The 26,027-nt window shown below is 39.5% G+C and carries 25 protein-coding genes; 3 read left to right on the forward strand and 22 right to left on the reverse strand.

All coding sequences use genetic code 11. The features are described 5' to 3' along the window. The 11 genes from QMK20_RS18520 to QMK20_RS18570 all read right to left on the reverse strand — a co-directional run bounded on the left by QMK20_RS18520 (position 1) and on the right by QMK20_RS18570 (position 12,846). Positions 1-171 carry a hypothetical protein gene (locus tag QMK20_RS18520; RefSeq protein WP_283652783.1) on the reverse strand — a complete coding sequence of 57 codons (171 nt, stop codon included), beginning with the start codon at positions 169-171 and terminating at the stop codon, positions 1-3. A gap of 100 nt (positions 172-271) precedes the next feature. Continuing rightward, positions 272-2,341 (reverse strand): RNA dependent RNA polymerase, encoded by a 2,070-nt coding sequence (locus QMK20_RS18525; RefSeq protein ID WP_283652784.1) that lies wholly within the window; start codon positions 2,339-2,341, stop codon positions 272-274. Positions 2,342-2,347: 6 nt separating this feature from the next. Continuing rightward, positions 2,348-3,670, reverse strand: a complete 1,323-nt coding sequence (locus QMK20_RS18530; RefSeq protein WP_283652785.1) for a hypothetical protein — start codon at positions 3,668-3,670, stop codon at positions 2,348-2,350. 597 nt (positions 3,671-4,267) lie between these two features. After that, positions 4,268-4,912 carry a hypothetical protein gene (locus QMK20_RS18535; RefSeq protein WP_283652786.1) on the reverse strand — a complete coding sequence of 215 codons (645 nt, stop codon included), beginning with the start codon at positions 4,910-4,912 and terminating at the stop codon, positions 4,268-4,270. A 12-nt stretch (positions 4,913-4,924) separates the two neighbouring features. Beyond that, positions 4,925-6,115, reverse strand: coding sequence for a nucleotidyltransferase domain-containing protein (locus tag QMK20_RS18540; RefSeq protein ID WP_283652787.1), 1,191 nt, complete (start codon positions 6,113-6,115; stop codon positions 4,925-4,927). Positions 6,116-6,117: 2 nt separating this feature from the next. Then, positions 6,118-7,296: an SAVED domain-containing protein gene (locus QMK20_RS18545; protein ID WP_283652788.1), complete on the reverse strand. Its 1,179-nt coding sequence runs from the start codon at positions 7,294-7,296 to the stop codon at positions 6,118-6,120. A gap of 365 nt (positions 7,297-7,661) precedes the next feature. Beyond that, the gene (locus QMK20_RS18550) at positions 7,662-9,071 is read right to left on the reverse strand and encodes a hypothetical protein (RefSeq protein ID WP_283652789.1); all 1,410 of its coding nucleotides are present in this window, start codon (positions 9,069-9,071) and stop codon (positions 7,662-7,664) included. Between the two features lie 12 nt (positions 9,072-9,083). Further along, on the reverse strand, positions 9,084-9,833 hold the full coding sequence (locus tag QMK20_RS18555; RefSeq protein ID WP_283652790.1) for a hypothetical protein: 750 nt from the start codon (positions 9,831-9,833) through the stop codon (positions 9,084-9,086). A gap of 122 nt (positions 9,834-9,955) precedes the next feature. Next, positions 9,956-10,633, reverse strand: a complete 678-nt coding sequence (locus QMK20_RS18560; protein WP_283652791.1) for a restriction endonuclease — start codon at positions 10,631-10,633, stop codon at positions 9,956-9,958. Positions 10,634-10,887: 254 nt separating this feature from the next. Continuing rightward, complete coding sequence (locus QMK20_RS18565; RefSeq protein WP_283652792.1) at positions 10,888-11,199, reverse strand: hypothetical protein; 312 nt, start codon at positions 11,197-11,199, stop codon at positions 10,888-10,890. A gap of 651 nt (positions 11,200-11,850) precedes the next feature. Next, complete coding sequence (locus tag QMK20_RS18570; RefSeq protein WP_283652793.1) at positions 11,851-12,846, reverse strand: M48 family metalloprotease; 996 nt, start codon at positions 12,844-12,846, stop codon at positions 11,851-11,853. A gap of 786 nt (positions 12,847-13,632) precedes the next feature. Between QMK20_RS18570 and QMK20_RS18575 the strand changes: the two genes are divergently transcribed. The 3 genes from QMK20_RS18575 to QMK20_RS18585 all read left to right on the forward strand — a co-directional run bounded on the left by QMK20_RS18575 (position 13,633) and on the right by QMK20_RS18585 (position 17,702). Beyond that, the gene (locus QMK20_RS18575) at positions 13,633-16,725 is read left to right on the forward strand and encodes a restriction endonuclease fold toxin (protein ID WP_283652794.1); all 3,093 of its coding nucleotides are present in this window, start codon (positions 13,633-13,635) and stop codon (positions 16,723-16,725) included. 14 nt (positions 16,726-16,739) lie between these two features. After that, positions 16,740-17,144 (forward strand): Imm7 family immunity protein, encoded by a 405-nt coding sequence (locus QMK20_RS18580; protein ID WP_283652795.1) that lies wholly within the window; start codon positions 16,740-16,742, stop codon positions 17,142-17,144. A 270-nt stretch (positions 17,145-17,414) separates the two neighbouring features. After that, positions 17,415-17,702, forward strand: coding sequence for a hypothetical protein (locus tag QMK20_RS18585; protein ID WP_283652796.1), 288 nt, complete (start codon positions 17,415-17,417; stop codon positions 17,700-17,702). Between the two features lie 13 nt (positions 17,703-17,715). Here the strand turns inward: QMK20_RS18585 and QMK20_RS18590 are convergent, their stop codons facing one another. From QMK20_RS18590 to QMK20_RS18640, 11 genes are all read right to left on the reverse strand, one after another. Beyond that, the gene (locus tag QMK20_RS18590) at positions 17,716-19,338 is read right to left on the reverse strand and encodes a recombinase family protein (protein WP_283652797.1); all 1,623 of its coding nucleotides are present in this window, start codon (positions 19,336-19,338) and stop codon (positions 17,716-17,718) included. A gap of 34 nt (positions 19,339-19,372) precedes the next feature. Continuing rightward, positions 19,373-19,555 (reverse strand): SHOCT domain-containing protein, encoded by a 183-nt coding sequence (locus QMK20_RS18595; protein WP_283652798.1) that lies wholly within the window; start codon positions 19,553-19,555, stop codon positions 19,373-19,375. A gap of 63 nt (positions 19,556-19,618) precedes the next feature. Then, complete coding sequence (locus QMK20_RS18600; RefSeq protein ID WP_283652799.1) at positions 19,619-20,338, reverse strand: hypothetical protein; 720 nt, start codon at positions 20,336-20,338, stop codon at positions 19,619-19,621. 14 nt (positions 20,339-20,352) lie between these two features. Beyond that, positions 20,353-20,775, reverse strand: a complete 423-nt coding sequence (locus tag QMK20_RS18605; RefSeq protein ID WP_283652800.1) for a hypothetical protein — start codon at positions 20,773-20,775, stop codon at positions 20,353-20,355. After that, entirely contained in the window at positions 20,772-21,059 is a 288-nt protein-coding gene (locus tag QMK20_RS18610) for a hypothetical protein (RefSeq protein WP_283652801.1), read from the reverse strand. The genes QMK20_RS18605 and QMK20_RS18610 overlap by 4 nt, the downstream gene beginning before the upstream one ends. Beyond that, positions 21,059-21,370 carry a phage head-tail connector protein gene (locus tag QMK20_RS18615; protein ID WP_283652802.1) on the reverse strand — a complete coding sequence of 104 codons (312 nt, stop codon included), beginning with the start codon at positions 21,368-21,370 and terminating at the stop codon, positions 21,059-21,061. The genes QMK20_RS18610 and QMK20_RS18615 overlap by 1 nt, the downstream gene beginning before the upstream one ends. Further along, a complete protein-coding gene (locus tag QMK20_RS18620) occupies positions 21,363-21,581 on the reverse strand; it encodes a hypothetical protein (protein ID WP_283652803.1) in 219 nt (72 codons plus the stop codon). The genes QMK20_RS18615 and QMK20_RS18620 overlap by 8 nt, the downstream gene beginning before the upstream one ends. Before the next feature lie 96 nt (positions 21,582-21,677). Beyond that, a complete protein-coding gene (locus tag QMK20_RS18625) occupies positions 21,678-22,508 on the reverse strand; it encodes a phage major capsid protein (RefSeq protein ID WP_283652804.1) in 831 nt (276 codons plus the stop codon). A gap of 29 nt (positions 22,509-22,537) precedes the next feature. Continuing rightward, the gene (locus QMK20_RS18630; protein WP_283652805.1) at positions 22,538-23,155 is read right to left on the reverse strand and encodes a DUF4355 domain-containing protein; all 618 of its coding nucleotides are present in this window, start codon (positions 23,153-23,155) and stop codon (positions 22,538-22,540) included. 784 nt (positions 23,156-23,939) lie between these two features. Further along, the gene (locus tag QMK20_RS18635; RefSeq protein ID WP_283652806.1) at positions 23,940-25,247 is read right to left on the reverse strand and encodes a phage portal protein; all 1,308 of its coding nucleotides are present in this window, start codon (positions 25,245-25,247) and stop codon (positions 23,940-23,942) included. Between the two features lie 162 nt (positions 25,248-25,409). After that, positions 25,410-25,916, reverse strand: coding sequence for a DUF6985 domain-containing protein (locus QMK20_RS18640; protein WP_283652807.1), 507 nt, complete (start codon positions 25,914-25,916; stop codon positions 25,410-25,412). Positions 25,917-26,027 lie beyond the last annotated feature (111 nt).

Genomic DNA, 26,027 nt, shown 5'->3' on the forward strand with positions numbered 1-26,027 from the left:
TTAATGATTCGTTGCTTCCCATTCATCAATGGCTACAGATAGTTCTGGTGTTTTCAGATACATGGAAAATAAAACATTCGCCTTATAGTGTCGTGCCTTCGTTATAAACGAAAATCCCTTACTCGTCAGATAATTAAACAAATGGATATCATAACAATAAAAGTAGCTCATTCAGATTTACTCCTGTCATTGTGGAATTGCACCCATAAAGCAGGTGTCACCTAAGCGCCCGTGTTAACAGGCGCCTATCATGACAGACCTATGATTTAATTTATTCGATATGGACTATCGCCTTAAAGCTTGATTTCGCGACTTTCTCAATAGTTAAAAATTCAATTGCTGCTCCATCAAAATCCAGTAAGGATAATCCCTCATCTCGGCGAATCACCTGATCTCTTGGAATTATACATTTCCTTTCTCCATGCTCATCTACAATATGAACATAGCAATGCTCGACCACCTGAATCTGTAATTTTTTGCCCAATACCTGGTCAGCTACCGACTGCGATTCTTCCTCCGATTTTTTCAATGTGCTGAAGCCGAGCGAATAATTCCTCAATATTCGTCTTGTACTTTTCTCGTCCAACAGGGAAGGCGTATTACTGGTTTGTACTACGGTTTCCCGTTCAGCTTCGTACCCAATAAAAAATTGTCCCATAATCTCAAATAATGAATACACACCATCCCGCACATGGAATGGAAACTCCAGATCATCTATTATAGCCATGCCAGCTTGAATGGTAAGCTCTTTGCCTTCTACAATTCGATTCGTAAGCCGGTTCACCTTTCGTACTTCCTTTTTCATCACATTTTCATGCTGCTTTAGATTTTCCAGTAGTCCATCTACAAACGGCCATGCAAAGGAGTATGTTCTGTAGTTTTGATAAGCGATCTCGACAGCAACACTGGCAAGTATCGAAGGATAAGGACAGATCTCTTCACACCGAGTTTTGTATTCCTCTCTTAACCTGGCGTATTCAGTACTGATCGCTTTCCGAGTATCATTATCTCGTTCCCATTTTTTTAGCTCATTAAATTGCATACGTCGATAATCAATTGGTGTTTTCTGCTCATTGTATTCTGTATACAACGGTTCAATACGAGCCAGATAATCCAGAAACTTGCACTGGCTAACCTTCCTCATATCCTGTAACAGTTGTCTCGTACTCTCGATGCCCAAAATCGACTGATCCAGTTTGCCATCTTTCATGTTAAACTTGTCATCTATGTACTTCTCTGCCACAACGCAAAACTGGTTAAACGGTGATTTTTTCGAGTACTGATAATCATCCGCTTTGCCACCATTAACGAAACGAAAGAAATACGGCATTTGGGTAGCCAGACGATCCAACACAAATGGAATCTCTACCTCTAGCCCATTTTTGGTCGCATCAATGATTTGGCCTTGGAGGAATTTGAGGACAGAGTTTTCCAAAACCCGTGCTTGCAGGTTTCCTTCCTCCAAGGCTAAATTCTGAAAATACGTATTCACATTCGTACATCTACCCGTCAGGTTATGTAGACTTTTCAGCTCCATCTTGACGATACTGTCCATATTATTCGGTACTGGAGCAGCTACTTTTTTATCATCCTCATTGATGATGGTAGGAGCATCAATCACGACTGAGAGTATGGTGGGATCGTTGGTACAGAGAGCCGTATCTCCATCCACATCTCCGAGTCCAAGTCTTGCCAGTGTTAAATCACAACAGTTCAGCACAATCATATTATCTAAATGACGTATATATCGGTTATGTACTTGTACAAAATCTAGCTTGCCAACTTCATTAAATATGGTTAGCGGTGACCGAAATAGCGCATGCATTCCACGTTTCCGATTCATAAAAGCCTGGTTCTTCTTCAATATACCTGTTACTGGTTTTCCACTGGCATGCTCCATAAACGCAATCGGATCGTTGGTTAGATAAAAGTAGCTACCTCGAATCGGGATACGACCTTTCAACATATCCTGTACTTTCAGCATGGCTTGCTTCACGATGAATTTACGGACATTACCGTCATACAGCATCAATTCATTCAAATCGATAGCTTGGATAATTTCATTTATAAACTCTTTCTTCTGTCCCCGTTCTATTTCATCTTCCTGTTCGTCGGGTTCCTCGTCAACATCTTTAGGTTCATCATCTTCTTGGACTAGCATATGTAGGAACGCTTTCGTGTAAGCAATATCTCGAAGCCACTTTCCATGGGTGTCATTTTTTTGTCCATGTAGTACACGTTTGATGACATCCATGAGAGGCGTAGCTAATTGAAATAAATCGTTCAGCGTGAGATTAAGCGCATGAATATATTGGTATGTCAGTGGTGTGTAGGCGTTCATTTGGTATTATGGCTTCGCATAGTTCGCTACCCAAAAGTGATTATGATTATGTACTTTCAGTAATGCTTCGTATTCCGTTATATTTTCAAACAAACACTTAGGCTTTGCTTCTCCCTCACTGTATTGATGCCAAGCTTTGAAGCAGGATTTGGTGAGGATGAGATCAATAAGACGACCCTGTTTGTCGATGATCGGCTGTAATTCACCAAAAACATCCTTTATCTCGGTCACGTTGTTTTCCTTGAACCATTTCATCAGATCGAATCGGATAAAGTTACCTTTAATATATGGAAGTCTTCCTTGAACTGCATTGGGTGAATAGGATAGGTTCAGACGTTGTCCAATACAATCGGCAAACTGAAAACTCATTAAACCTTGACCATCGAAAAATTGAACATTCTTATTTTCATACTGTGGATATTCGACTCGCTTAAAGCCGATGGATTGTTCATTGATTGCTATGATTGGGATTTCTTCCGTCTGCTCGATGGAATAGCAAGGGTATAGTTCGTCATTATACGTAACTGAACGAGCAGGAAAAGAAATTGCTTCTAGCTTCACACGACGATTCTTTTTATTCCATCCATTGAAGGTTTTGAAATCTGATTGATCAGGATTAGACTTCGTGCGACCATTCCACGAGATCGTTTTATTCGGTATACGTTCTAACTTATGTAATTGTTCCTTAGATGGTTTCAATTCTTTCTTCGCTTTGAAATATTCACGTTGCTTCATCTTTTCATCGAATATCAACTTCTGTTGCTCCAAATCTTCAGCACACTTTTCCACTTTCCATACATCCTCAATGATCGTATCTTTTTCATAATCGGGAATGACGACAATACGAGGGATATAAGGCACTCGCTGTGCTGCTGAACGACTCACACCAAGTGCAGCTTCCCACTTATGGATATTGGTGAGTGGTGGCATTTTGCCGAGTGTAATGCGTCGATACAGATCAGCAACATATTCTTCTTGGATGAATTCTGTTCTCTGAGTACGTCCCATCGCAGGTGACTTAATCGAACGGACATATTTCTCTCCATTACAGTAGATGCCCTCTCGTAGCATACGTTCAAACAAAGCAAGTTGGGATGGATCATCTTCGTCAATTTGATCAGCTTTGAGCATAAAGATGACATCAGTAACATCGGTGGAAGGATCACATTCTGCTACGACTCGTTTGAGTTGATCGAGATAGATGCTGTTCGATACGGTGATGAGACGAGTGCTGGATTGCGGAGCACAAAGTTGGTCGCCTACATGAGTGATTTCGTTAAAGTGGAACAGTTTGATTTGGTATTGATTTCGTGTTGGATTAGTGGACAAATTTTGGCCTCCTGTTTATTGGTTTGAGTGATGTGATTGCGAACATTCTATCCTGATGTATTTTGTATCTACGCCAAAAACGGAAACAAACGTTCGTATTTAATTATAAGGAATATATGTGCGCATTACAAGAGCTAATTTCGAAGAATTGTTTATATAGAGAACAAGAATTCAAGAGAAACAAGAAAAGCCGAGAGTTCTAGGCTCTCAGCAGTCCATAACTTAGATGAAAAAAATTGAAATTATAGTACCTTATTTGCACGTTTTAATATTGTATATTTAAGACTTTACGTTTTTCATAGTGAATTGATCACATCAACAGACTGATCAGAATGTCTATTTGAAAAAGCATATAAATGATCATAATTCCTATAAAACTGAAATCAATCCAACGAAAAAATAGCCATTAAAATAGAAATGTGTTTCCTTCTTCTCCCAAATATTTCCCTGCACCCATCCAGGCGGGCTTCATCCAATCCGGTAAAAGCTGTCTCGGCAACAAAATCCCCTCCAAGGTAAATTGTTATTACCTTGGAGGGGAATAAGATTGCCAACAGTGTTATCAGCAAAAAATGTATTCAAGTCCCCATAGTCCCATTATCTCTTAAAATTTTGCAACTGCTCTTTATAATATGACGATGGAGCAATTTGCCTATATTGATTAAGCACTTTGCGGAAGTTACATGCCCCCAATCTCTTTCCACACTTGCAGGGACATGGTTGCTTATTCGCCAGCCGCTTGTTTACTCCCAGTAACCTTAGTGCATATACGACTTGCTCCCAAGTCCCTAGCCCCAGTAACTGAGTGTAATCATCGATTATTCCTTTTTGACCATGAGCAAGCTCACCGAATATAAAGCTTCCACCATTTTGAAGCTTAAACGAAACTGCATACAAATATGGAACGAGACATTCTTCAGCAAATACATTAATAGTTGGGTTTTTATTTAGTTTCTTCAAAAGTTGAAGGGGAGAACCGAGACACAATGTATTGTCTGGATTAATATGATAATTATGATCCCTAGGTATTTTCCCGCCAACTTCTTCTACTATTGGTATATGAAAAGGAAATCTGTTGGGAACTAGGATCGATAGGCTATAAGAATCCTCAATCTCTGGTAGTCCTTTAACTTTTGCTTTAAATTTAAATATTCCTTGCAAAATAATGTGATTTTCTCGCGACGGTCCAATTGTCATTCCAGGGTAATCCCTTAGAAAATCTAAAATGCCATATTTATGCATGAACTTAGGCTCCTATACACCGTTAATCCAAGGCTTAGGCGGATCGTTGATTATATGTTGCTTTGAAGAAACTGTTGCCATTAACTCCTTGTTTACTCCCATACTTTTTGCCAATTTATCTTCATTAATATTAAGCGCGAATTTTAGTTGAGCTTGTTCTGCAATAAAAGTAGTATCACTTGTGGATGTTATATGTGTCAAATCAATTTGTGCTTGATAGAGCCAACTTTTGAAATTCTGTTCTAGATTTAAATGTTGACATTCCGGCATATTCCAACGATCAGCAAAATCTTCTGCGGGATTCACAGGATTGGGCACTCTAGGAGTATTTGCATTAATATGATTAGCCATTGTTGCTAAAATATTGTTAAGTGCTGTCACTAAATCCTTTTCACCATTATACGCTCTTGCTGCAAGGGTGGTAATTATAATAGAAATAGGCTTTGATTCGTTATCACCAAACAATTTATCACGATGTCGCTTTAATATTTGAATACAACGTTGGAGTGGGGTTTTGCGGCTATGAGCAGGAACCCGATCTACTTGTGCTTTCTCCATGAGAATTTGTTCATCAGTGCTTTTCATACGATGCTCAAACCATTTTCCATATCCTTCTGGATTACTAATATTCCAGTCATCGCATATTTTATTGTAACTTTGATGTCTATCATCGGTTATTGCTACAGAAAACTGTGATGCACGTTGTGCCACTATTCGGTCAAGACCGGAGTTTACCATTGATTCCAAAAGAATTTTCTGCTCAGTATCTTCTTCTGGAATACACGGTACAATATCCATATGAAAGCTGATATCATCTTGATATTCCAATCTCCAACAACGGTGTTTAGTAATTAGCTCTTCCTTAATATTACGGGCTTTTCTGTAAGCTTCCAGTTCGTGACCAATGAGTTTTTTTAGTGATTCCTGAGAATGGGATCGTTTTGTAACCCTAGCCCTAAGTTTACATGCCAAATCCAAATCATACTCTTCCTCTTCATTTAAAGGTCTTATTGTTGTTCCTAACATAAATGAACCTTGAGGGAAGATATGTACCTCATTGTCCTTTAATGACGATTCATCTCGGTTAAACCATTCACCTAAGTCTTCGTAACGCTTAATCGCTCGGTCATAGGCTGATTCGGGTAAATCCAACGATTCTATCATTTCTTTAAGAATGAGTTCTTTCTGCTCTCTTGTGATCATGTTTACACCCCTCCAATTTTCAATGCTTCAATAAAAGAACCAACATCACTATTTTGATCGAAAATTATCCAGGGCATATCTGCTTTTTGCATTCTTGCTCTTCCCATTTCAATCGCTAACGAAACAGCCATGGCAGGAAATATGCTTAGTGGTGTTTCAAAACCATGTTTTTCCTTTATCTTAATCATCAATTTTCGTATTATAGTTCTCATTAAAGACAACTGTGCTTTTGCACGAATAGTATCGTTGCCTATAAACTTGTCCGCTACTGTCAGTTCCCAGACACATACATCTCTGCCCAGTACTTTATGAATTCTATCGAATGATATTTTATCTGACAGTGAGATAACTAGTACAGGAGGATTATTATATGAAGACGGTTCCTTAATAATAAATTCAAATCCGTCGGGGAAATCCTGCCACTTCCAGGTTTTAGGCTCCCTTATTGGCTGATAAGTATCAACATCAATTTTATCTGTAAATAATGTGCCTAATTTAATTAGCAATGGCATTGGGGCAAGAGCAAATACAGAGAAGTGGGCAGAAGTGAGCTCATCTTCAATCCGACGATTCACTTCTCTAGAAAACATTTTTTCCAAGTGGTTACATTCAGTAACCCAAAATTCTGGCGATTTATCTTGATGGGAACATGCCATTGACATAGTAATAGGTCTTTCCTCAGCGGGGTAACGTTCGGGAAACATCGCTTCAATTGCATCTGATTTCTGAATAACTGACCTTTGTTCACCGATATTACTACCATAAAAAACAACATGTGATTTTCTGTTAGAAGCAATTCCTGTTACAGTCAAAACTCTATATTCGTGATTTTGTTTCCATTGTTGCAATAAACTCGCTGAATACTTTGGTCCCTTCTTATCCTGATCAATGGTTGTATGACATCCATTGCACATTAGCATCAAGTTATCTATACTGTTCAATTCCTCAGGATTTTTCTTAAATGGTCCCCAGCCTCTAGGACCAGATTCTGAGAATGAATATATATGTGCTTTCTCTGAAATGTTTACTCTCTCCTGAGTAATTGGAGACTTATATAACAAATTATTACACCCTTGAAACTCACATCTGCCAGCGGATCTTGCCCACAATTCCCGTTCAACTTCTTTTTTGATATGTCTAGTAACTTCTTTTACTTGACCTTCTGATTGATCTTTCGCCACATCCTGCCCCCCATTCCATGCCATTATTAGCACTGTATCATGACGAGTGCTATTTTCAGTATATTACAACTTATTTGTCAAGTAAAGAGAAAGCAGAACGTATGTTTTTATTATTATCAATAAAAAAGCTCAGGTATAAAACCTGAACTCTTAGCCTATAAGTAGGTGCAAGTGTGACATCCTGTAAATCATTTATAGCGATGAACACCCATGAATAGTAGAGCACCACAATAATATAGTTTTAAATTGAAATAAGCGAACCTGCCACTTCTCATTTAGGAGCCATAATAATAATTACCATCTCTACCTGTACATTACGTAAAAGATACTATAATCACCGACGTTCAAATTTATCATTGTAATATTTAACTGTTTCTTCTCTGTTTTTTAATCATTTTCTTCATTTTTTTCTCGTTTTTCTTTTTTTTTCGTATTTGTTTTTTTCTCATTACTTCTCGCTTAAGGTAACTAATATTAAAAACATTCGGATCAACTGAATTCATACCTTGACTCACATAAAGAGTTTTTTCTGTTTGATAAAGCAATTCCCAAATATGAACTACAGTCTGAAAAATAGCTAAGCACTTTCCTGCAAACTGAACTAAATAGATTGATCGGATGTCTGACGGCTTGTTCTTCCCTATAGGATCATATCTAATTAGTTGGCTTACTCCGTCAAACTCATAGGTGTTATGTCCAATTGCATTTCGAATTTTATTATCAACAGCACCCTCAACAATTAGATCATCAAATACCTCAGTCCTATTGATGTACTCCACTTTCTTTCCCTTTGGGACTTCAAAAAACTTATCAAACTCATACTTAGGCTTTGTATCAGACATCTTTATAAAATCGCCGCGATACTTTAAATTATTATAACCAACAATGATCGGTAAGATCTCTGCCACTAATTCATACGTATCAATATAAAATTCTTTAATATCTTCAAATGCAGCAGTTGTCATACCCTTCTCTTCGAACAACTTTTCAGGTATCTCGTGGTAATAAGTAAGTCCATATGCAGGAATTAAAAATCTGAAGACTTCAGAAAAGTGTTCTATTGCACGTAATATTCGTTTATCATATCTTCTAAAATGGCCTTGGAAATACTTAGATAATTCTATTAGGTTTGCAGGATTTTGCTCAAAAATAGTCTTAACTTCTTTGAATATTAGTTCGTTATGCTCGTAATCAATAATATCTTGCAAGAAAAATCTCGTAACAAAATGAACCCCACGTAAATGTTCCAGTTTATTGTTCATTGGGAATTGCTTTTTAGGCAAGATCTTACGGATTTCTTGAGCTAAGTATTCATAATTCTCATTAATCCATAATTCATTTATTCTTCTTGTTCTTGGCCAATCATTTTCTGTTTTATAGAGAAAGCTAATTACATTTTGTTTAAATTTATCAAACTTCTCATAACTACTTTGCGGATCAGTTGGATCACCCATACCCCATAAACCCTGAAAAAAAGGGGGTGGTATAAACCAGTGAGTTTCAGAATCAAAAGATTGTAACTTTTCAGTTAATAATTCTCCCGATGTTTCAATATAAAAATCTGCTTCATTTTCTGGAGAAACCAAAGAGGCATTTTCAATATCAATTCTAAAATCAGCATTTTCTTGGTCAAGTATGGCAATTCCCTTAATTAGAATATTACAATGTCCACAGGTATATCTAATAGGATGACGGTCTAGCCACCCATATTGGGCACGAACTAATGTTATTTGATCGCACACATCACATCTAAAGTAAGAGTGGATATTTCCCACTAATAATCCCACCTAGTTTATAATTGCTAACTGTTTTCTACTCAAAAACGTAGTACAAAATACATTAAAAGTTCCTGAAGAACTCCATTGTCCAGCTACAACTGTAAAGCACTCCCTGTTTGAAAAAATAACATTTTTTATCTCCTTAAACAACTTTTCGCTTTCAAACTTTAATATGAAGGTGTATTCCTCTCCGGCAGTAGAAGCAATTAGAGAAATTTCCTTCTTAATAGAGTTATAAAAATGTGGTCTTTTGCACTTGGCTTCAATAATTCTCCATCCGAACACACCTTTAGGGTACATGTAGGCGCTTCTATTATCCAACAGCATTTTCCCAATTTTTACACCGTTATATGTATCAGAACAGTCATGGGCTTTACACATTGAATATATCTGCCGTATTGTGCGCGGTGGCGATGCTTTTGCATTACCACTCCCATGTTCTCCCGGCAATTCTTTTTTAGTCTGCGACATGCCTAGCATAGTTAATGCTAATAATGCATTGTCAAACTCGAATGTATCTTCATCATAGTCATTTGGGTTAAATCTATTTGAAACACCATGTGGACAATTATTTATATGTCCATGAGAATGAATTGCACCAAAATATGATGCAGAGACACCTTCAATATTTCGTATAAACATATGAGCATCACATTTGTGATTTGGACAATAATAACGATTACTTTTGTCTTGCTTTTGTGCGTCTCTTGCTAGTATCTTTACTGTTCTAGCGGCATCCTTGTAAGCATACATTGCCATGAATGTTCCTCCTTGCGATAGCCGATAACAAAGCCCCGTAATTCTTATAAAATAAACCAATAAAGTACCTTAACTCACGTTATCTTTATCGCACTTGGGTTGACAATCGGTCTATTATTGTTTCATTTTTTCCACCTCTTTAGCCTATCAGCCAACGCCACACCATTAATCAATTTAATGTTCAACCTATCTGCCGCCTCTTTAGCAGCCTTGGTAAAATTACTCGTCGTCACAATCCAAGCATCATAGCAACCATGTACCTGCTTCCCAGCCTTGAGCCGGAGTACAATATCATTCCCGACATCACGTTTCCAACGTTTGCACTGAACTGCAATTTTATAGCCTTCCTTGCCTTTCAAGATCAAATCAACTTCATGATCACCTGACCCGCCAACTCGTTGTACTGAGTAACCTTGATCTATATAATAAAGCTCCATTAATCGCTCAAAATCTGTCCCTGATAGTATCTCTATATCAGCTTGGAGAATCTGTGCATCAGTCAGCTTTTTACTCGTTGTTTTCGCATTAGCCTTGCGTACCCCACTGTTCGTGCTAGTAATTCTGCTCCTAGCGGTATTCCTTGAGCCACTAGTCTTCTCCGCTTTCTTTTTCTGTCGTCGCTTTCGTGTCCACATTGTTCCAAAAATTTCTCCCAGAATCACAGAGCCAAGTAAGATACCAAAAAGGTATCCCCAGTGTAGACCAGGTATATTAAAATAAATAGTAAGTCCGACTATAATAAATAGCCCTCTCAATACATAAGCAACCTGTCTGCCTTCTGCATAATACGTTCTTGCCAACCGTTTTCACCTCATTGGAATATTTCAGCTTTCGTTAAAGGACTATATACCCACGGCTAACGAAACAACACCCAACCATTCTCCTACTAAATATTGCATAATTCTTCTTTATTTCTTACACTATAGCATATTCATGGGGATATATGGAACAAAAAAAAGCCCTTGAATAGTACCAAGGGCCTGATTTTCTACTAATTCTGATAAGTGGATAACAAATATTTTATTTCACTAAAATCCCCATTTATTATACTACACTAAGAAACTCTTCCCCAATCTCTTTGGACATGCCACTTAGGGGTCCAAGAAACTAAATCTAATGGGTCAAAGTTTTCTTCCATTAGAGTAACTTCCTTTAGTTGACCTGGTAGTATACTTAATACATGACTCCCTGAGTCACTTGTGTAATCATACATATGATATCGGGGAGACTTATCTTTAAATTTGTTACTTGGTCCATAATCAAAAGGTGCGCATTCACGCTTTAACGTATGCCCATCTTCATTGGAAAAAAACGTTACTAGTATCTTCCTTCTTTCATGTATAGCTTTAATGAAAATGTCATGCATGCTATTTCCTCCTTATCATTTTGGGAATTATCGTTCTTGCAGGTCTATTTTACCACATTTATGTCTTTTGAACGCAGGAACATATTTAGATTACTTTTCAATTCTTATTTTCAATACTCTCGATATATCAACACCTCCGACTTCTCGTGACTTGTGTGCATAAATAATATATTCTCGTGGGATGAGAAGTATAGAGTGAAAACAAAACCTGATTGTGGCCGAAGGAATATTGAATGACGAATAATTTCACTAAGGAATTGTCACCCCAACTAGATTAACACAACCAAAAAATCTTAAACTACCTAAAAACTCATGTTATTAGTTGTTGATTATTGATTTCAGCTTATTCTAATAATCAAAAATCGCCCCGAAGCTAATTTATTACACTTCTCCATCTATATGATGAACCCCCAAAATCTTACTAGCTAAGCTCACCTGTCCATGGTCCAGGTATACTTTTACCGCACCTAAACGTCTTGCCCACACCACTGCACTATTTCAACTTCGGTCTCCAATTTAAATTTTGCGATCTCCGCTGCACGGTCAAACATGTTTGCGGTTGCTATCTCTTTTATTATATAAACTAATCTGGCGTTCCCTTTACTGTCTTCTGTATTCATCAGCACACTATGGAACGGTTTAGATTTATTATCAATAATCGGTTTTATCGTACAACCTGTGCCGTGCATACGGCTTAAGCTTAGGAAGAAGAACATTCTGATAATAATCATCAACTTCGTTCATGTATGTGAGAACTCTGGGATCAAGAATATTGGTAACTTCTACTGCCCTCACACTTGCACTATCATTATCGATAAGAGTAAATATATTTTCTGCCAAAATGAAGGATTCATTCAATACTTCTTCATACTCTGCAAGAAAATCCATTTCTTTAATCCCCACTATCCTCGATGAGGTTTCCATATTCAGTGCTTGTCTAATTATACGAGGATAGTATTCTTCTAATCGCATTTTATTATAATCAAGAATCGTGCTTTCAAATAAGAAGAAAAAGGAATGGGTAGCGAACACCCAGTAGCGTAACAAGTCAATTTTACTTCGAGCAACGATAGGTATCTGTTTTTCGATAGCTTGTTCCAGGTATTTACTGAAAGACCTAGTCGTTGCATATGCGTCCGCATCCATTTCGATGGCTCTACTCTCTAATTCCATTTCGTTTGGTGCTCTCATTTTCCTAAAGCTAAGAAGATCGTTAGCTAGCAAATGCCCATTAAAGTGATGACCCAATTCGTGTAAAATAACAAATTCTACTGCCATATTCAACAAAAGTTCTGCCAGTAACTCTCTACTTTTCAGCGTGTTAACCCATGGAAAGATTTCCTCATTTACTGCTTTGGTAAAATAGGAATTGATAACCTGAACCGTACCTTTATTAAGACCAATAACATCAACGTCTTTATAGGCTAAAGCAAAGGCGTTAAGGGTGTCATCATCTATGTAGGTGAAGTGGAACTTCCTCGTGTTCGCTTGGATAAGAACTGCGGGATCGTTTGCAGTATCTACATGATTTTTGCACAATTGTTCGAAATTTTGATACCTCCATAGTTGGTTTGGTTGGATTTTCGTCATATCCAGAGGTGTACACCCCTCTTTACGTAGATAATCATGCAATTCATTTATATTCATATACACACTCCCTATTTGATAAGATATCCTAATATTAGCATAACCATCAACATTTATGGACACGATCTAAGATCAACCGACCAGGATGAGCGAACAAATCCGACTCCATTTTGCCAAATACTAAGGCAAAATACCCCTCAAAATTATTTCGTAATACATCCCATTTCTCGTCTTCCTTATGTATGTAAATAAAATATGTTCCCGCACTCAACCCTTAAGCGTTTTTTTGAATGCAGGAACATATTCAAGTTGCTCTTAATCTCTCATAAATCAATGCTTCTTATCTCGATATATTACTACCACGCACTCCACATGTGTCGAGACCATGAAAGGGATATATTCCTTTTTATTATATATATTACCTATACTATCAAAACCTACTCCTTCCCACAACACCCTTTTTTCCAGTTGATGCCCGTTCTCCCTTCACTTCTACCAATCCCGCTAATTCCATATGAACCTGTATTTAATTTACCCGAATCCACAATCACAATTAAATCAGCTCAGTTCCTGACTTTGAAAGACAATTGCTCAAAATTACTTTCAGCTTTCCCCCCTCCCATATCTCCTGCTTCCAGTATTACACATTGAAAATAACCCAACGAATGGGGCATTCTGTAAACTAAATCTCTCTTTTAACCGATAAATACATATGCTGGACTGTTATTTAAATATCACCTCTCGTAACTTTGTACCCAACAAACTCAGTGATACATATGGGTCTTAAAATGCTGCACTTTACTTTTGTAATCAGCCATCACATCTAGAAAGGAGTTATGAACTCACTTGAGCCTATTATCAGATGGGATCGGATATGAAAGCCTACGCTTTTATGGTCCCTTTCAGCCGCAACACATCGATCAACTTCAAATAACACGTACCATTAATGATCATACCTTTTTACATATCTGTGGTATGCTCTCCGAAGAACAGGGAGCCGCATGCATCGGACAAAATATGGAGCAAGAGCCGATTGTGATTCGTCAGTTGGATGATCAAGGACAATCGCTAAGAAGACTGTTTCACGGGATTGTTACGCAAATGTCTGTGAATTGCACACGGGGAGTATACACCTTTGAATTGGAAGCCGCTTCCCATTCCTATCAAATGGATATCAAGCTGAAAAAACGTTCCTACCAAGATATTCACCGCACTTATGATGATCTGGTCACCTCGATGGTTCGTAAATATGAGTATGGAGACGCCATTGATACCATAACTAATTATGCCAAACTGGATACTTTTGTTTTACAATATGAGGAGACGGATTGGGCTTTTTTAAAGCGTCTTGCTTCCCGCTTTGGCTCCGTACTTGTGCCAGAGGTAACCGCAGCCTCACCCAAAGTTTTTTTCGGGATGCCAGAAGGCAAACAGCACAAAGTGGAACGAGATGTATTTTATCGGGTACGGAAAACGTTTCATGAACTGGATGCCGAAAAGCCGGGAGAACGTGCTGGCTCGTATGTCACCTATACGATTGAAAGTTTGCAATATTATGCGCTGGGTGACCTCATCACGTTACCCATTGGACAAGGCAAAGAGTTGGTCGTCGTTCGGGCAGTGACACGGTTAGAGGATGGCTTACTGCGTACCCGTTATGATCTCCAAGCGGAACAGAATATTCGCTATGCCCGGTATGAAAACGATCAGGCTACCGGGATTTCGCTGACAGGAACGGTGCTCAAGGTACAACAGGATTTCGTACAGCTTCAACTGGACATCGACCCGAAGCAAGATCCTGCCAAAGCCTGCTGGTTTCCCGTAGCGACTCGATATGTAGCCGAAGAACATAGCGGTTGGTACGATATGCCTGAAATCGGGGAACAGATCGAACTGTATCTGCCTACACACCGCGAACAGGATGCCTATGTGACGGATTCGCTACGACAACAACGCCACGCAAATGGACAGCCGAATGTGAAGGTTTGGCAACATGTGCAAGGTAGCGGCGTAGAAATGTCTGAGCAAGAACTGACCCTGTCCACCTCGGATGGATTTTCCATTACACTAAATGAAGATGGTGGCATTACCATTAACAGTCCGGGGGATGTACAGATTCAGGGTGGTCATGTGAAGCTTGATGCAGGTGAGGAACTGTCGCTGGAAGCTGGAACGGCGCTGTATCTCAAAGGTGGAGAAAGTAGCATGGTGCTGGATGGTGAGACAGATACCAAAGCTCCAGTGATTTATCAGGAAGGTACGGTGAAAGCTCCTGTTTTCGTGGCTGACCTCCCTCCTGTGCCTGAACCGCCGTTAATGAGTATAAAAGCATATGAAGCAGCCCAATCAGCAGCAAAGAGCAGCCAAGCCCCTACTCCTAAAGCAAAAATTACGACTCCAGCTGAGCTTCAGAAGGCTAATGCTTTGATGGGGACGATATCCAAACTGTTAGGCTCCATTCCAGCAGTAGGGAACGTAGCCAGTGTGATGTTGAATACGGTGGGTGGGCCAGCAGGTAAAGTGGCGGCAACGGTGTTACAAGCAACAGGAGCCATCCCTATTCGTAGTAAAGGAACGCCAACGGTTGGAGGCAGTAAAGAAACGGGGTTGCACCCGCTCAAACACTTGGCTGGCTTAGCACTCCAAGGACTAATCAGTCAATACGAACATGAGCAAGCAAGACAAGCCTACTATAGCAAGTGGATTTTAGGAAAAGCATATACGAGTGCACGTCATGTAGCGAATTCTGGAGGCCCACTGGAGCTGATTCAGAACCTGCTGAAAGAGTCGAATGCTATGGCTCATGCCTACCAGCAGATTCCTAAAAGTGTTCGAGATAAAATGCTCAGAGATTATACGAAAAAACAACGCCTTCAGGCAGCGCAAACACAGAAACATGAGAATTCAAAACTTGCACTATGGAGAGAAAGAAAAACTAAGGAGTATACTTCATATTGGAATCAAACTGATTATTTTACAGCCAACTGGTGGCAGGATGAAGGTAAGCTAAAGCAAGCTGAGCAAGCACTACGCACTGAAATTACAATGCAGCGCAAACTATCACTGTATGATATTAAAGACCCCAATAAAATGGCTGCCATCCAGCGCATCGTCAACACAAAGCGAACACAAGTATGGGATGAAGGAACCCTAAATGCCATAGAAAATGGATTAGTAGCTATGGGAGTAGACTCAACAAATGCTATTGAGTTGGACAAAGAGAAAATAGATGCACTCATTGCTCGATACAATCAGGGCTTCATCGGACAAAAATCCGGAGATTACATGGAGAGGACAGGTCTAAGTGATTTAGTCGAAGACACGACTTATGGGGTTGTAGGAGCTCGTATCGGTATGGGGACTGCTGGAAGGCCTCCTGCTAGGCCCAGCCAACCACCTATTGTAGAGAATCCGCCTGTAAAACCCAACCCAAAAGGTGGCCCAGGTGTAAACAAGCCGATTGATGAATTCAATGATTCGCCGATTTATAATGGGGCAAATTCTAGTAGGCCTAAGGAGACACCTAAATCAACGAATCCGAGTAAAACTCCTGAGGGGACGGGTAAAACTGGAAATTCAAATAATGGACAATATTCAGGGAAATTAGTAAAGGTTCCTAAGGAAGATGAAGCAGCTGATATGTTAGCAGAAAAACTAGGTGGAGAAGCCAGAGTTAAATTTAGCAATGACCCTAAGGGACGTGAGTTTGATACGGTAAGCGACCAGTACATTGCTCAAACCAAACCACCGTTGAACAGTTTAGATAAGCAATTTAGAAAACAAGCGAAAGCTACGATTGAAGCAGCAATTGAGACGAACAGAAAAGCGTACTTTCACTTTGAAGGTAAGCCTGATGATAGAGTGCTAAGACAACTTAAAGAATATGCCGAAAGATATGGTGTAGAAATAATTATTGATACTAAACCCCTTATACCATGAGAGGATGAGAAGAAATGTTTGAGTATCACGGGTGGGCAACCATTAGAGAAAGTTCCTCATTTGAAGATGATGATGAAAAATTAATTTTAGTCATTCAAGAGATACAGAACTTTTTGAATGAATTAGATTGGCCTTCTGGCGTTTTGGATTTAAGAGCCGTAAATGGAGATTTTCAACTCTGGATAGCAGGTCTTAATAATCATAAACCTACAGCTAAACATAATCCCATAGAATTATTAAAAAGAGTGGGTGAGTTTGCTCCCGGCTCATATGGAATTTTATATGTAAGGGATAGTGATGATATGAAACTATTTAATGAATTTAGGGTTCATACATTAATTCGAGGTGAATTGACTGAACACACAGACCCTTTCTTGTCTCCATTCATACCTAAAGTAGAAGATGACTATGAAGATTAACATAAAGTTGAAATAGAGCTATTAACTCCGACAATAAGAGTGCAATACCACCAACAAACCAAACACTGAACAAATTAACAAACACTTGATGAACTTTAAAAAGCTTGTTCCAACTTGAATCATGAGTAGGAATGAGCTTTTTTGTATAATCAAAATAAAAAGGTTAAAAAATCATAATAATCCATCTTTCCTGCACAAAACAATAACTTGCCATCCCTCCCCATCAGAGTTAACATACACACACTTCAACCACGGGAGGGAAAATGTACTATGTCAAATTGGCCAGATTGGTTTCAAGAAGCATTACGCCAACGTTTTTATCAATTAGAACTCGCCAGTGAACAACAGGCTTCATGTTCATCAGAAGATGAGCATCTATTCACTCAAATGGATCAATTCAAAACCAACCAAAACGAAGATATTCAACGTCTGCTATCGGAATGGGAAGAAGCCATAGGCGATCAGCTAAGTCAGGACAAACAGTCCATCTATATGGAAGGAGTTAAAGACGGGATTCGATTGATTCTTCCCGTCATGCACTCCACAGTTACTCGTTAGCCTATTGATTGTTTCAGCCTATGATTTCGTCTATGCTCAGTCCACTTTTCAAGGTAAAAACAAAATGCGCTGGTGAGAGAATGGTTATCTTCTCCACCAACGCATTAAATAGGTTATCATCAAATTGTTCCAGTATATCTTTCCGCAAGTTTAAAAGTTGAATGATTTCATCGACACGCTCCTTGATTTTCGCTTGCTGCTCATGCTCCTGCTCCAGTGTCAGTTTCTGTTGTCGTAGCTCGTTGAGTTCACTGGAAAGTCTGTTCGTTTCTTCATCATATACCGTTTCATCAATTTGATTCCGTAGCTTGAGATTCACTAATTCCTTCAGGTCGGATTTCAATTGTTGCATCTGTCCTTCGATGTCCAATAACGATGTTTGTTCTACTCTGCTGGAAAGTGCCGATTCAATATTGGCTTTCAGCGTCTTCATGAATCCTTTCTTATTCTCATACATCCGATTGAACAATCGTACAAACGCGGAATGTAAAACTTGTTCATCGACTGATTTGGCATCACAGGCTACTTTACCTTTATTGACATACGTTTTGCATTGCCATACTACTTTTTTGGATAGATTATTGCTGTTCCAGGTTCGGCGTTTAAAAATGGCCCCACAGCATCCACAATATACTTTGCTACTGAGTGCATATTTACTGGAGTATCTTTTACTATCCCCCATGACATTACCTTTCAACTTGGCCCTCCATTCCTTTTCCTTTTGCACCGCTTCAAATAGTTCCTTGGATACAATCGGCTCATGGTTGTCCTCAATTAAATATTGCTGTTCTTGTCCTTTATTCCTTACTCGTTTGTGGGTTAGAAAATCTACCGTTACCGTCTTTTGCTGAAGCAAAGCTCCGTAATATTTCTCATTGGTCAGTATTAAGGTAATGGAGGAATCCCACCACGTATCGCCACCCGTGACTGTTTTAATGTGATCTCGCATCAAACCTCTGGCTATCGCCTGATAGCTTTTCCCATCCAAATACTCCTCGTATATTCTGCGTACAATCTCTGCTTCTGGCTCGTTAATCACCAGTTCACCATGTTCATCCTTATCATAGCCGAGAAAGCGAGTCGTGTTGCAGAAGACTTTGCCGTTTTGGAAGCCACGCAATATTCCCCATCGACTATTTTCGGAAATATTCCGACTCTCATCTTGGGCAAGGGAACTCAGGATGGTCAGCAATACTTCGCCTGTGGTATCCAGCGTATTAATATTCTCCCGTTCAAAGAATACAGCAACTCCGAGACTTTTCAGTTCCCGTACATATTTCAATAAATCCAGTGTATTTCTCGCAAATCTCGAAATCGACTTGACCAGAATGAGATCCAGCTTACCGTTTCGGGCATCCTGTATCATCCGATTAAATTGAGTTCTATTTTTAGTGTTGGTTCCGGTGATGCCTTCATCTGCGTAAATATCAGCCATTTCCCATTCCAAGTTGTTTTGAATGTATTGGGTATAATGATTGACCTGATTGGTGTAGCTTTCCTTTTGCTCCTCGGAATCGGTACTAACCCGGCAATAGGCAGCGACTTTCTTCTTTTGAATCGATTGAATTCCTTCTACGATGTCCATCGTTTTAATGGGAACGACGACGACTTTTTTTGCGGTTACGGCTTGGGCCATAGGTATTTCTCCCTTCGATATCTTCTTTATACAGTCACATGGTATAATGCTTGCGGCACATCATCAAGTCCATTTCTGCCCATGTGATAGCTACTTGAAAGATTTTTTTATTAAGCTGGTCAATCGCTATAAATTCTTCTTCTGTAATGACATGTTGTGATCTCAATTGCTTCAATAGGCTCAGACTGAGCAAGTAATCAATAGATTTTCGTTGCATATGTATGTGGCTCCTTTGAAATGAAAATGGCTCACCTCTAAGGCAAGCCAATAGATATAATGCTCAGAATAAATTCTTAAGGCTAATGGTCTTTTCTGTAGTAATGCTATGATCGCTTACTAAGATGGCAGTCAGTACAAGGGCTTTATTGTTCGCTCCACTACTGCTTCCAGCTTTCATCGTCACACTATTTCCTGTGCTGGCTGTTATGCTTCCCATGATCGGAATTGAATCATCTTGGTTCCATAAGCTCCACTCTACCGACTGGTCAAACACTTCCACTCCATTGTCATAGATATGGCTGAAGTATGATGCACTTTGTCCTGTTTTGAGGATGGGATTGCCGATAATGGCTATCGAATAGATATGCGTTCCCGTTTCAACGACTCTCAATTCAATGGTACTTCGTACTGTCGGATGATACGTTAGTTTTGCGGTGATGCTTGCTTGTCCTAAAGCGATGCCCATAATCTGGCCTTGCTGATCTACACTAACCACATTCGGATCGCTTGAAATGAAAGTTATGGCTGGATTAACCATCTCATTCCCGTTATCCGTAGCGGTCACATTCAACGGTATTATTTCGTTGAGCCGTACATAGGTTATCGTTCCGTGATTGATATGTAATGCGTAGGTATGAGCAATCTCATATTTCCATCGGTCTGCGATGTTATTTTCCAAGTCATCATAAGCTGTATTTATGCTATCCAATGTGCAGCTTAACTGGATGATGCCATTCATCGTGCGGTCAATTCCAGTCACTTTAAATGGCTGATGAGTCATATAGAATCGTTGGCTTAATGTAATGCCCTTCGTATCTGCGTTGTCCTGTACTGTAGCCTAACTATAATATTTCCCTCCGGCATTGAGATAACTTTACCTGTTTCCGTTGAAAACGTTCTGGCTTCCACCACAGCATCAATCCATTTTATCTGCCCGTTCCAGTTCAAAGCCAGCCGTTGATTACATTTTTTCATTCTGCCTCGACAAGACTGTTCATTTCGATCCACCTGACTGATAACTAAATATCGTTCATAGCGATAATCTACGATATCACCTGTTTGTAAAGGTGTTGCTGCTCGAATAATTTTTTCATCGGTCATCCGAATGGTATCTGTCGCATCTCGAATCAGACCAAGCTGTCTTACACCGTTTATGTGTACAAGCTCGCCTTTCTCTCGCAGGAAGAAATCTATCATCGGCTCTAGGCTCCTTGTCACTCCTCCACCTCCAAACCAAAATCTGGCTTGCAGCGATACAGGTACAACTCCACATAATCACTCCATTCCTTCTTATCCAAAATAATAAAAATATCTTCGCTAATTCGAATATAGCAGTTCGACAGCAATAAAGATTCCAGTGGACAGAAAGCTCGATATGTAGTCTCCAGTGTGTAACCATCTTCAAATGAAAAGCTTTTACGATAAGGTTGTACATCTGCCATCATTGACCGAATAGGTATGAATTCAGCATCTAAAATTTCCAACTTCGTATCGTAGAACATTAATCTGTTCCGACCTTGATTTTAGGCAGAGGAAGAGCCAGTCGAATATTTGTCGGAATCCCTGTTTCATAGGTAGCTGAGCGTTCACCTTCTTGCTTAGTTATAAGTCCAACCGAATCCCTATTTTTATAAAGATACACAGCATAATCGACCATGACTTCATCATATTCCACTGGTAGTGTTAAGACATTACAATAGCCATAAATATTACTCCTCGCTTTATTCAAATAGTGGATTAGGATATCATCCTTGGATATGTCCGTTGGTTCCATGCCTAATAATCGTTTCATCAAAATCAATGAATCATTCATGTGCTGCCTCCTGTACTTCCTTTACCTGTGCCTTCTCGGTACGTTTCATATTCTTGACTGTTTGAGCTTTCGTTACAGGTTCATCTTCTGCAATCTCATCTGGATTAGGCTCATTCACCTGCTCATAATGCCCATTAGCCTGTAACCTCAACACCAACTCCTGATCTGTGACTTCCCATATACATCCTGTTTCCTGATTCAAAAACCACATCTTATTACCCTCCAAAAAAATAAAATAGGGCATCCAAAACGACACCCCGAACGTGTTTCTTCTATTATAATGTGTTCTCATATCATCTACTTTCAATTAAGACTTATTCGCTGTAAGTACAGTGATGGCTTCCGGCTTGATACATTTGGCTCCGAATACTTGCAACCCTTTCACTGCATCTGAAAATTGTTTCTCTGGTCTGAATGCTTCCACCGAATCCACTTGACCTGCAAAGGAAATGGCACTTTTATGACCTGCAATAATTTTATACTTAGCTCCTGCGGTATTTGGCACATTGTTGGATTTATAAACGGTCATGCCATCAATATCTCCCACATAGCCTGTGCGGATAAGATTCGGGTCTTTGGTGAAACGGGCATCTTTCAGCAGCAAGCCATAGTACCATGCAGGAACCACTACAAAACGTTCCGATTCAGGTACATTATTTTCGTCCAATAGCACACCTAAATCAATCAGTAAATCATAGGCTGTATCTTTTGTAGGAATTATCGGCGTTGCATCGTTACCCATCGTATTTTCAGCTTTGACCTCCGTATAAAATCCAGCCAGATACTGATCCACCACATTGGCTAGTCCATACGAAGCTTCCACGATCCCACCATCCAGTAGATTCACATTCGCTTGCGCAGCATCTACATCATCCACTTGAAAATTGAAATACTTGGCCTGATCAATCACCAACGTCTTTTGCGTAGCATCCAGTTCCTGCGGATTCCCGATTCCTGCCACCTTATCATAGTTGCCAATGGTTACCGCCCCAATCGAATTGATTTTCACTGTGGAACCCTGACCTTTAATCTCACCTTCATAATCGGTGTTGACCACATTACCGTACACCAAATTTTTCTTCAAACTTTCATTTAAACGTGCGCTCCAAATCGTAGGAATAAAATGTTGTACTGTCATATTCTAATCACCCTGTCCTTTTCTATTGATTATTGTTTGTTTTGTAATGCTTGTTTGACTTGATCCCAATGCTGATTAATCTCGTTGGGGGACATTCCTTTAATCGAATCCAATGTAAATGTGCTACCTGTTGAACCAACTGGAGGCGTATAACCATCTCCTTTGAGCCTTTGCTCGACTTGCTGTTGGATAGCCGATTGCAACGATTGTTCCAACATAGCCAAATTCGCTGTCGTCGCTTCTTCATCTGCACCAATAAAAAAATCCACTAACGGGAGTGGAAGTTTCTTTTCGGATGCAATTTTGATCGCTTGGCTGGTTAACCGTTCACGCTGCTTCTCCAGCTTCATGTGCTCCACTTCAGCACGTAGCTTCTCAACTTCGATTTCTTTCTCATCCTTAGCCGGGAATCGCTTCTTGATCTCAGCATCTACTACACTTTCCAGACGATTTGCTTTCCACGTTTCCAACGATTTAGCAGATCGTTTGTCCACGGTGCTATCGAACCAACTTTTTGCTTCCTTATTAGATTGAATGAATTTCTCTATCCCTTCCACGTTATACGGATTCAAACCCTGAAGATATGTCTGCCATTCCTCATTCGTTTGGTTTTCTTCAATCAACTGCTTCATTTGTTCTAAATTCATTTTCGATAATCTCCTTTATTTCCTATTCGACTCTGTAGAACCGAACACGCTAATGTATGTATTGAATTAAGCCGTTTAATGTCATGCTCAGGACAGCAATGTAACGCTTTAGAAATCACAAAAACGAGGAAAAGGTACAAACATACCAACTCCCCACTTTTGCATATTTTTCAACCTTTGTTTATACGGCTTTTGGATAGCCTAAAGCGTTACTTCCAGCCTCATGTTTGCTTAAACTTCAGAAACGTATATGTATGCTGAAACTGTATCATATTGAATATCATGCTCAAGACAATCATGTAACGCTTTAGAAAACGCAAAAGTGACGAAAAGGTACGAACATACCAACTCCTCATTTTTGCCTAATTTCAACCCTTTGTTTATAGGGCTTTTCCCACCTCTAAAGCGTTACATCGAGCCGTCTTTTTGTCTGAACTTCCGAACGCGCAATCTAATATTTTCTTTTCTCGTTTTACCTCTGCATTTGTCACAATATTTCTGCCGATTCGAATTTGCCGAAAATGTCCCTCCACAACGTGTACAGTTCACCCTCGGTTTCGCTGTATTAAACCCAACCTCTACATTACGTTCAGACTTATATTCTCGTTCTAACTTTTCATCTATGGGTAAAACCCCATTTTCAAAATAGCTACAACGGGGCAGATCATCATCTTGAGCGAAAAATACACATGGGCCATCCTGTAAACAGCAATAGTTTGGGATACCATGCTTTGCTCCGAGATAACATGCACAATTATTCTTAACCAGCCGCTTGAACCTATTTTTATTCTGCATTTGATACCTCCTTATCCGTAGCAATTAATCGTTGCTGCTCCGCATGAAATTTATTGAATTCCAGCTTAGGATTCTCGACAAACGGAAGCAACGTGAGCAACGTTTCCTGAGAGACCACTTCTTTCAGTTTCACAATCACATCAGCCATCCCAACCAAATCTGTCGGCAAGTTGCGAGTAAACTTCACGGCGATATCCCGATAATCGTATTGCATCCCTTCTTTAATGTGCAGAAAGGTGAAGAAGTTACGCAGACGCTGCTTGATTGCCTTTTCCATCAAAGCTTCCCTCATTGCCACTCGATTCTCCAAATTCAGCAGCTTATTTCTCAACGCCAAGGAGGAGGTATTGCTGGCCCAATTCTCATTGAAGTTAACCTGATCCATCATGTCGAAAATTTTGCGTTCAATGTTATCCAACTCATTTTTCACAAAAGAATCATTAATCTCTTTCGTAAGCCAACTTACCTTTCCTCCACCCGGAACCTGAATAATGCCCATCTTCTTCATATTCAATAAGTCTTCAGCTTCCAGCTTTGCATTCTCAATCACGAGATAGGCATTGCGATGATCTGCAATTTCATTGACCAAATCGGAATTCAATACGTTATAGGCATCAAATAAAGAAATCACATCATGGAAACCACTTTTTCTCTCCGTATTGGCTGGACAAGAGATAAGCGGGACTCTTCCAAAGATGTGATTATGTTTACCGATATATTTCAGTTCGGGTGATTGGTTTTGCCTACTCCGATTGCCTTTATCATCACTACTGATTGTATAGTGTAGGATTTCATGATCGGTATACACGTCCAGATACACTTGCTTATCAAACCTTCTCGTAAATTTATGTAGTCCTAGTAGTACATTTCGTTCTGCTGTTCCGTCCTCCAACACATAGGCATTCAATGGGGATAATACTGTAGCTGAAAACTGGCCATCGGAGTCGATATAGTTCAATTCAAAGCTCTCGCCAAAGATTTCGGATTGTTTCCGAAGCTGTAGATTATGCTCCTTGTCCCAATGACTCATATGTACATCTATATTATGTATGGCTTCATCCTGATCTGACTTGGACACATAGTTTACTGGCTTACCCAATAGGTAACCTACCTCATTATCTACAAACTTACGTGGAAAGTTGAAAATGAGCTTTTGATTGCTTCGGCTTTCTTGCATCGCATAGTTCTTGAAAATGGCATGCTGACCATTGTAGTAATCTGAATATTTCTGTTTGGCTAATGCAGCCGATTGGAGTTCGTTTAGACATTCAATTATAATGGACTCGGTTATTTGCAAATAGGTTCTTCCTTTCAAAATGGGCTATGTAATTGTTGCTTAAATAAAGAAAAGAACCACCTTTAATAAGGTAGTTCCTTGTTGAACTAACGTGTCCCCGTTAGTTGAATCATATTTCACAAATAATTTAAAGACTCCTTTAAGCCGCGACACAAGGCTTGCCTATTCGTTGCCATCGTTTTCGTTCCAAATTGCAAATTCGCCATAACCTAAATACTCACGCACCTCAAGAACCTTACTGCCCCGTATAACAATTTCCATACCATTTTCAGAGTCCCATTCCGTGCCCCCACCCAGAATTGCTCCAAATGTATTATCGTTTCTGTCGTAAGGATTTCGATAAAGATGAACTTCCCCCACGGACATAAAGGCCAAAATATCCCTACCATAAGCTTCGGCCAAGCCACCAGGATAGTCAGCCGTATCACTGGACATTTTGACGGTTTTCCATTCGCATGCTTTCTTGCATATTTCGTTAATGGTTTCATCCGGCAAATGATTCAGAACTTCTTGAATATATAACTCTGCTTCCTCTAAACTCATGTCTTCAGTACTAAAATGGTATTCAACATGACATTGGAATAAAGCAAGTAAACCAAATCCAGACAATCTGTTCTCATCTAAATGATCTTCTAATTCAACGTGTTCTAATCGAAATCTTTCAGTCACACTATTTCCCTCCTAAATATGTATGTATCCCACTTGAATATTCTAAGCCCTAATCATAACATGAATAAGCTATAATCTCCTTCGAAGCGACTCACTAACACCACGCATAAC

This window comes from Paenibacillus sp. RC334 (assembly GCF_030034735.1).
In the GTDB taxonomy this organism is placed as follows: domain Bacteria; phylum Bacillota; class Bacilli; order Paenibacillales; family Paenibacillaceae; genus Paenibacillus; species Paenibacillus terrae_A.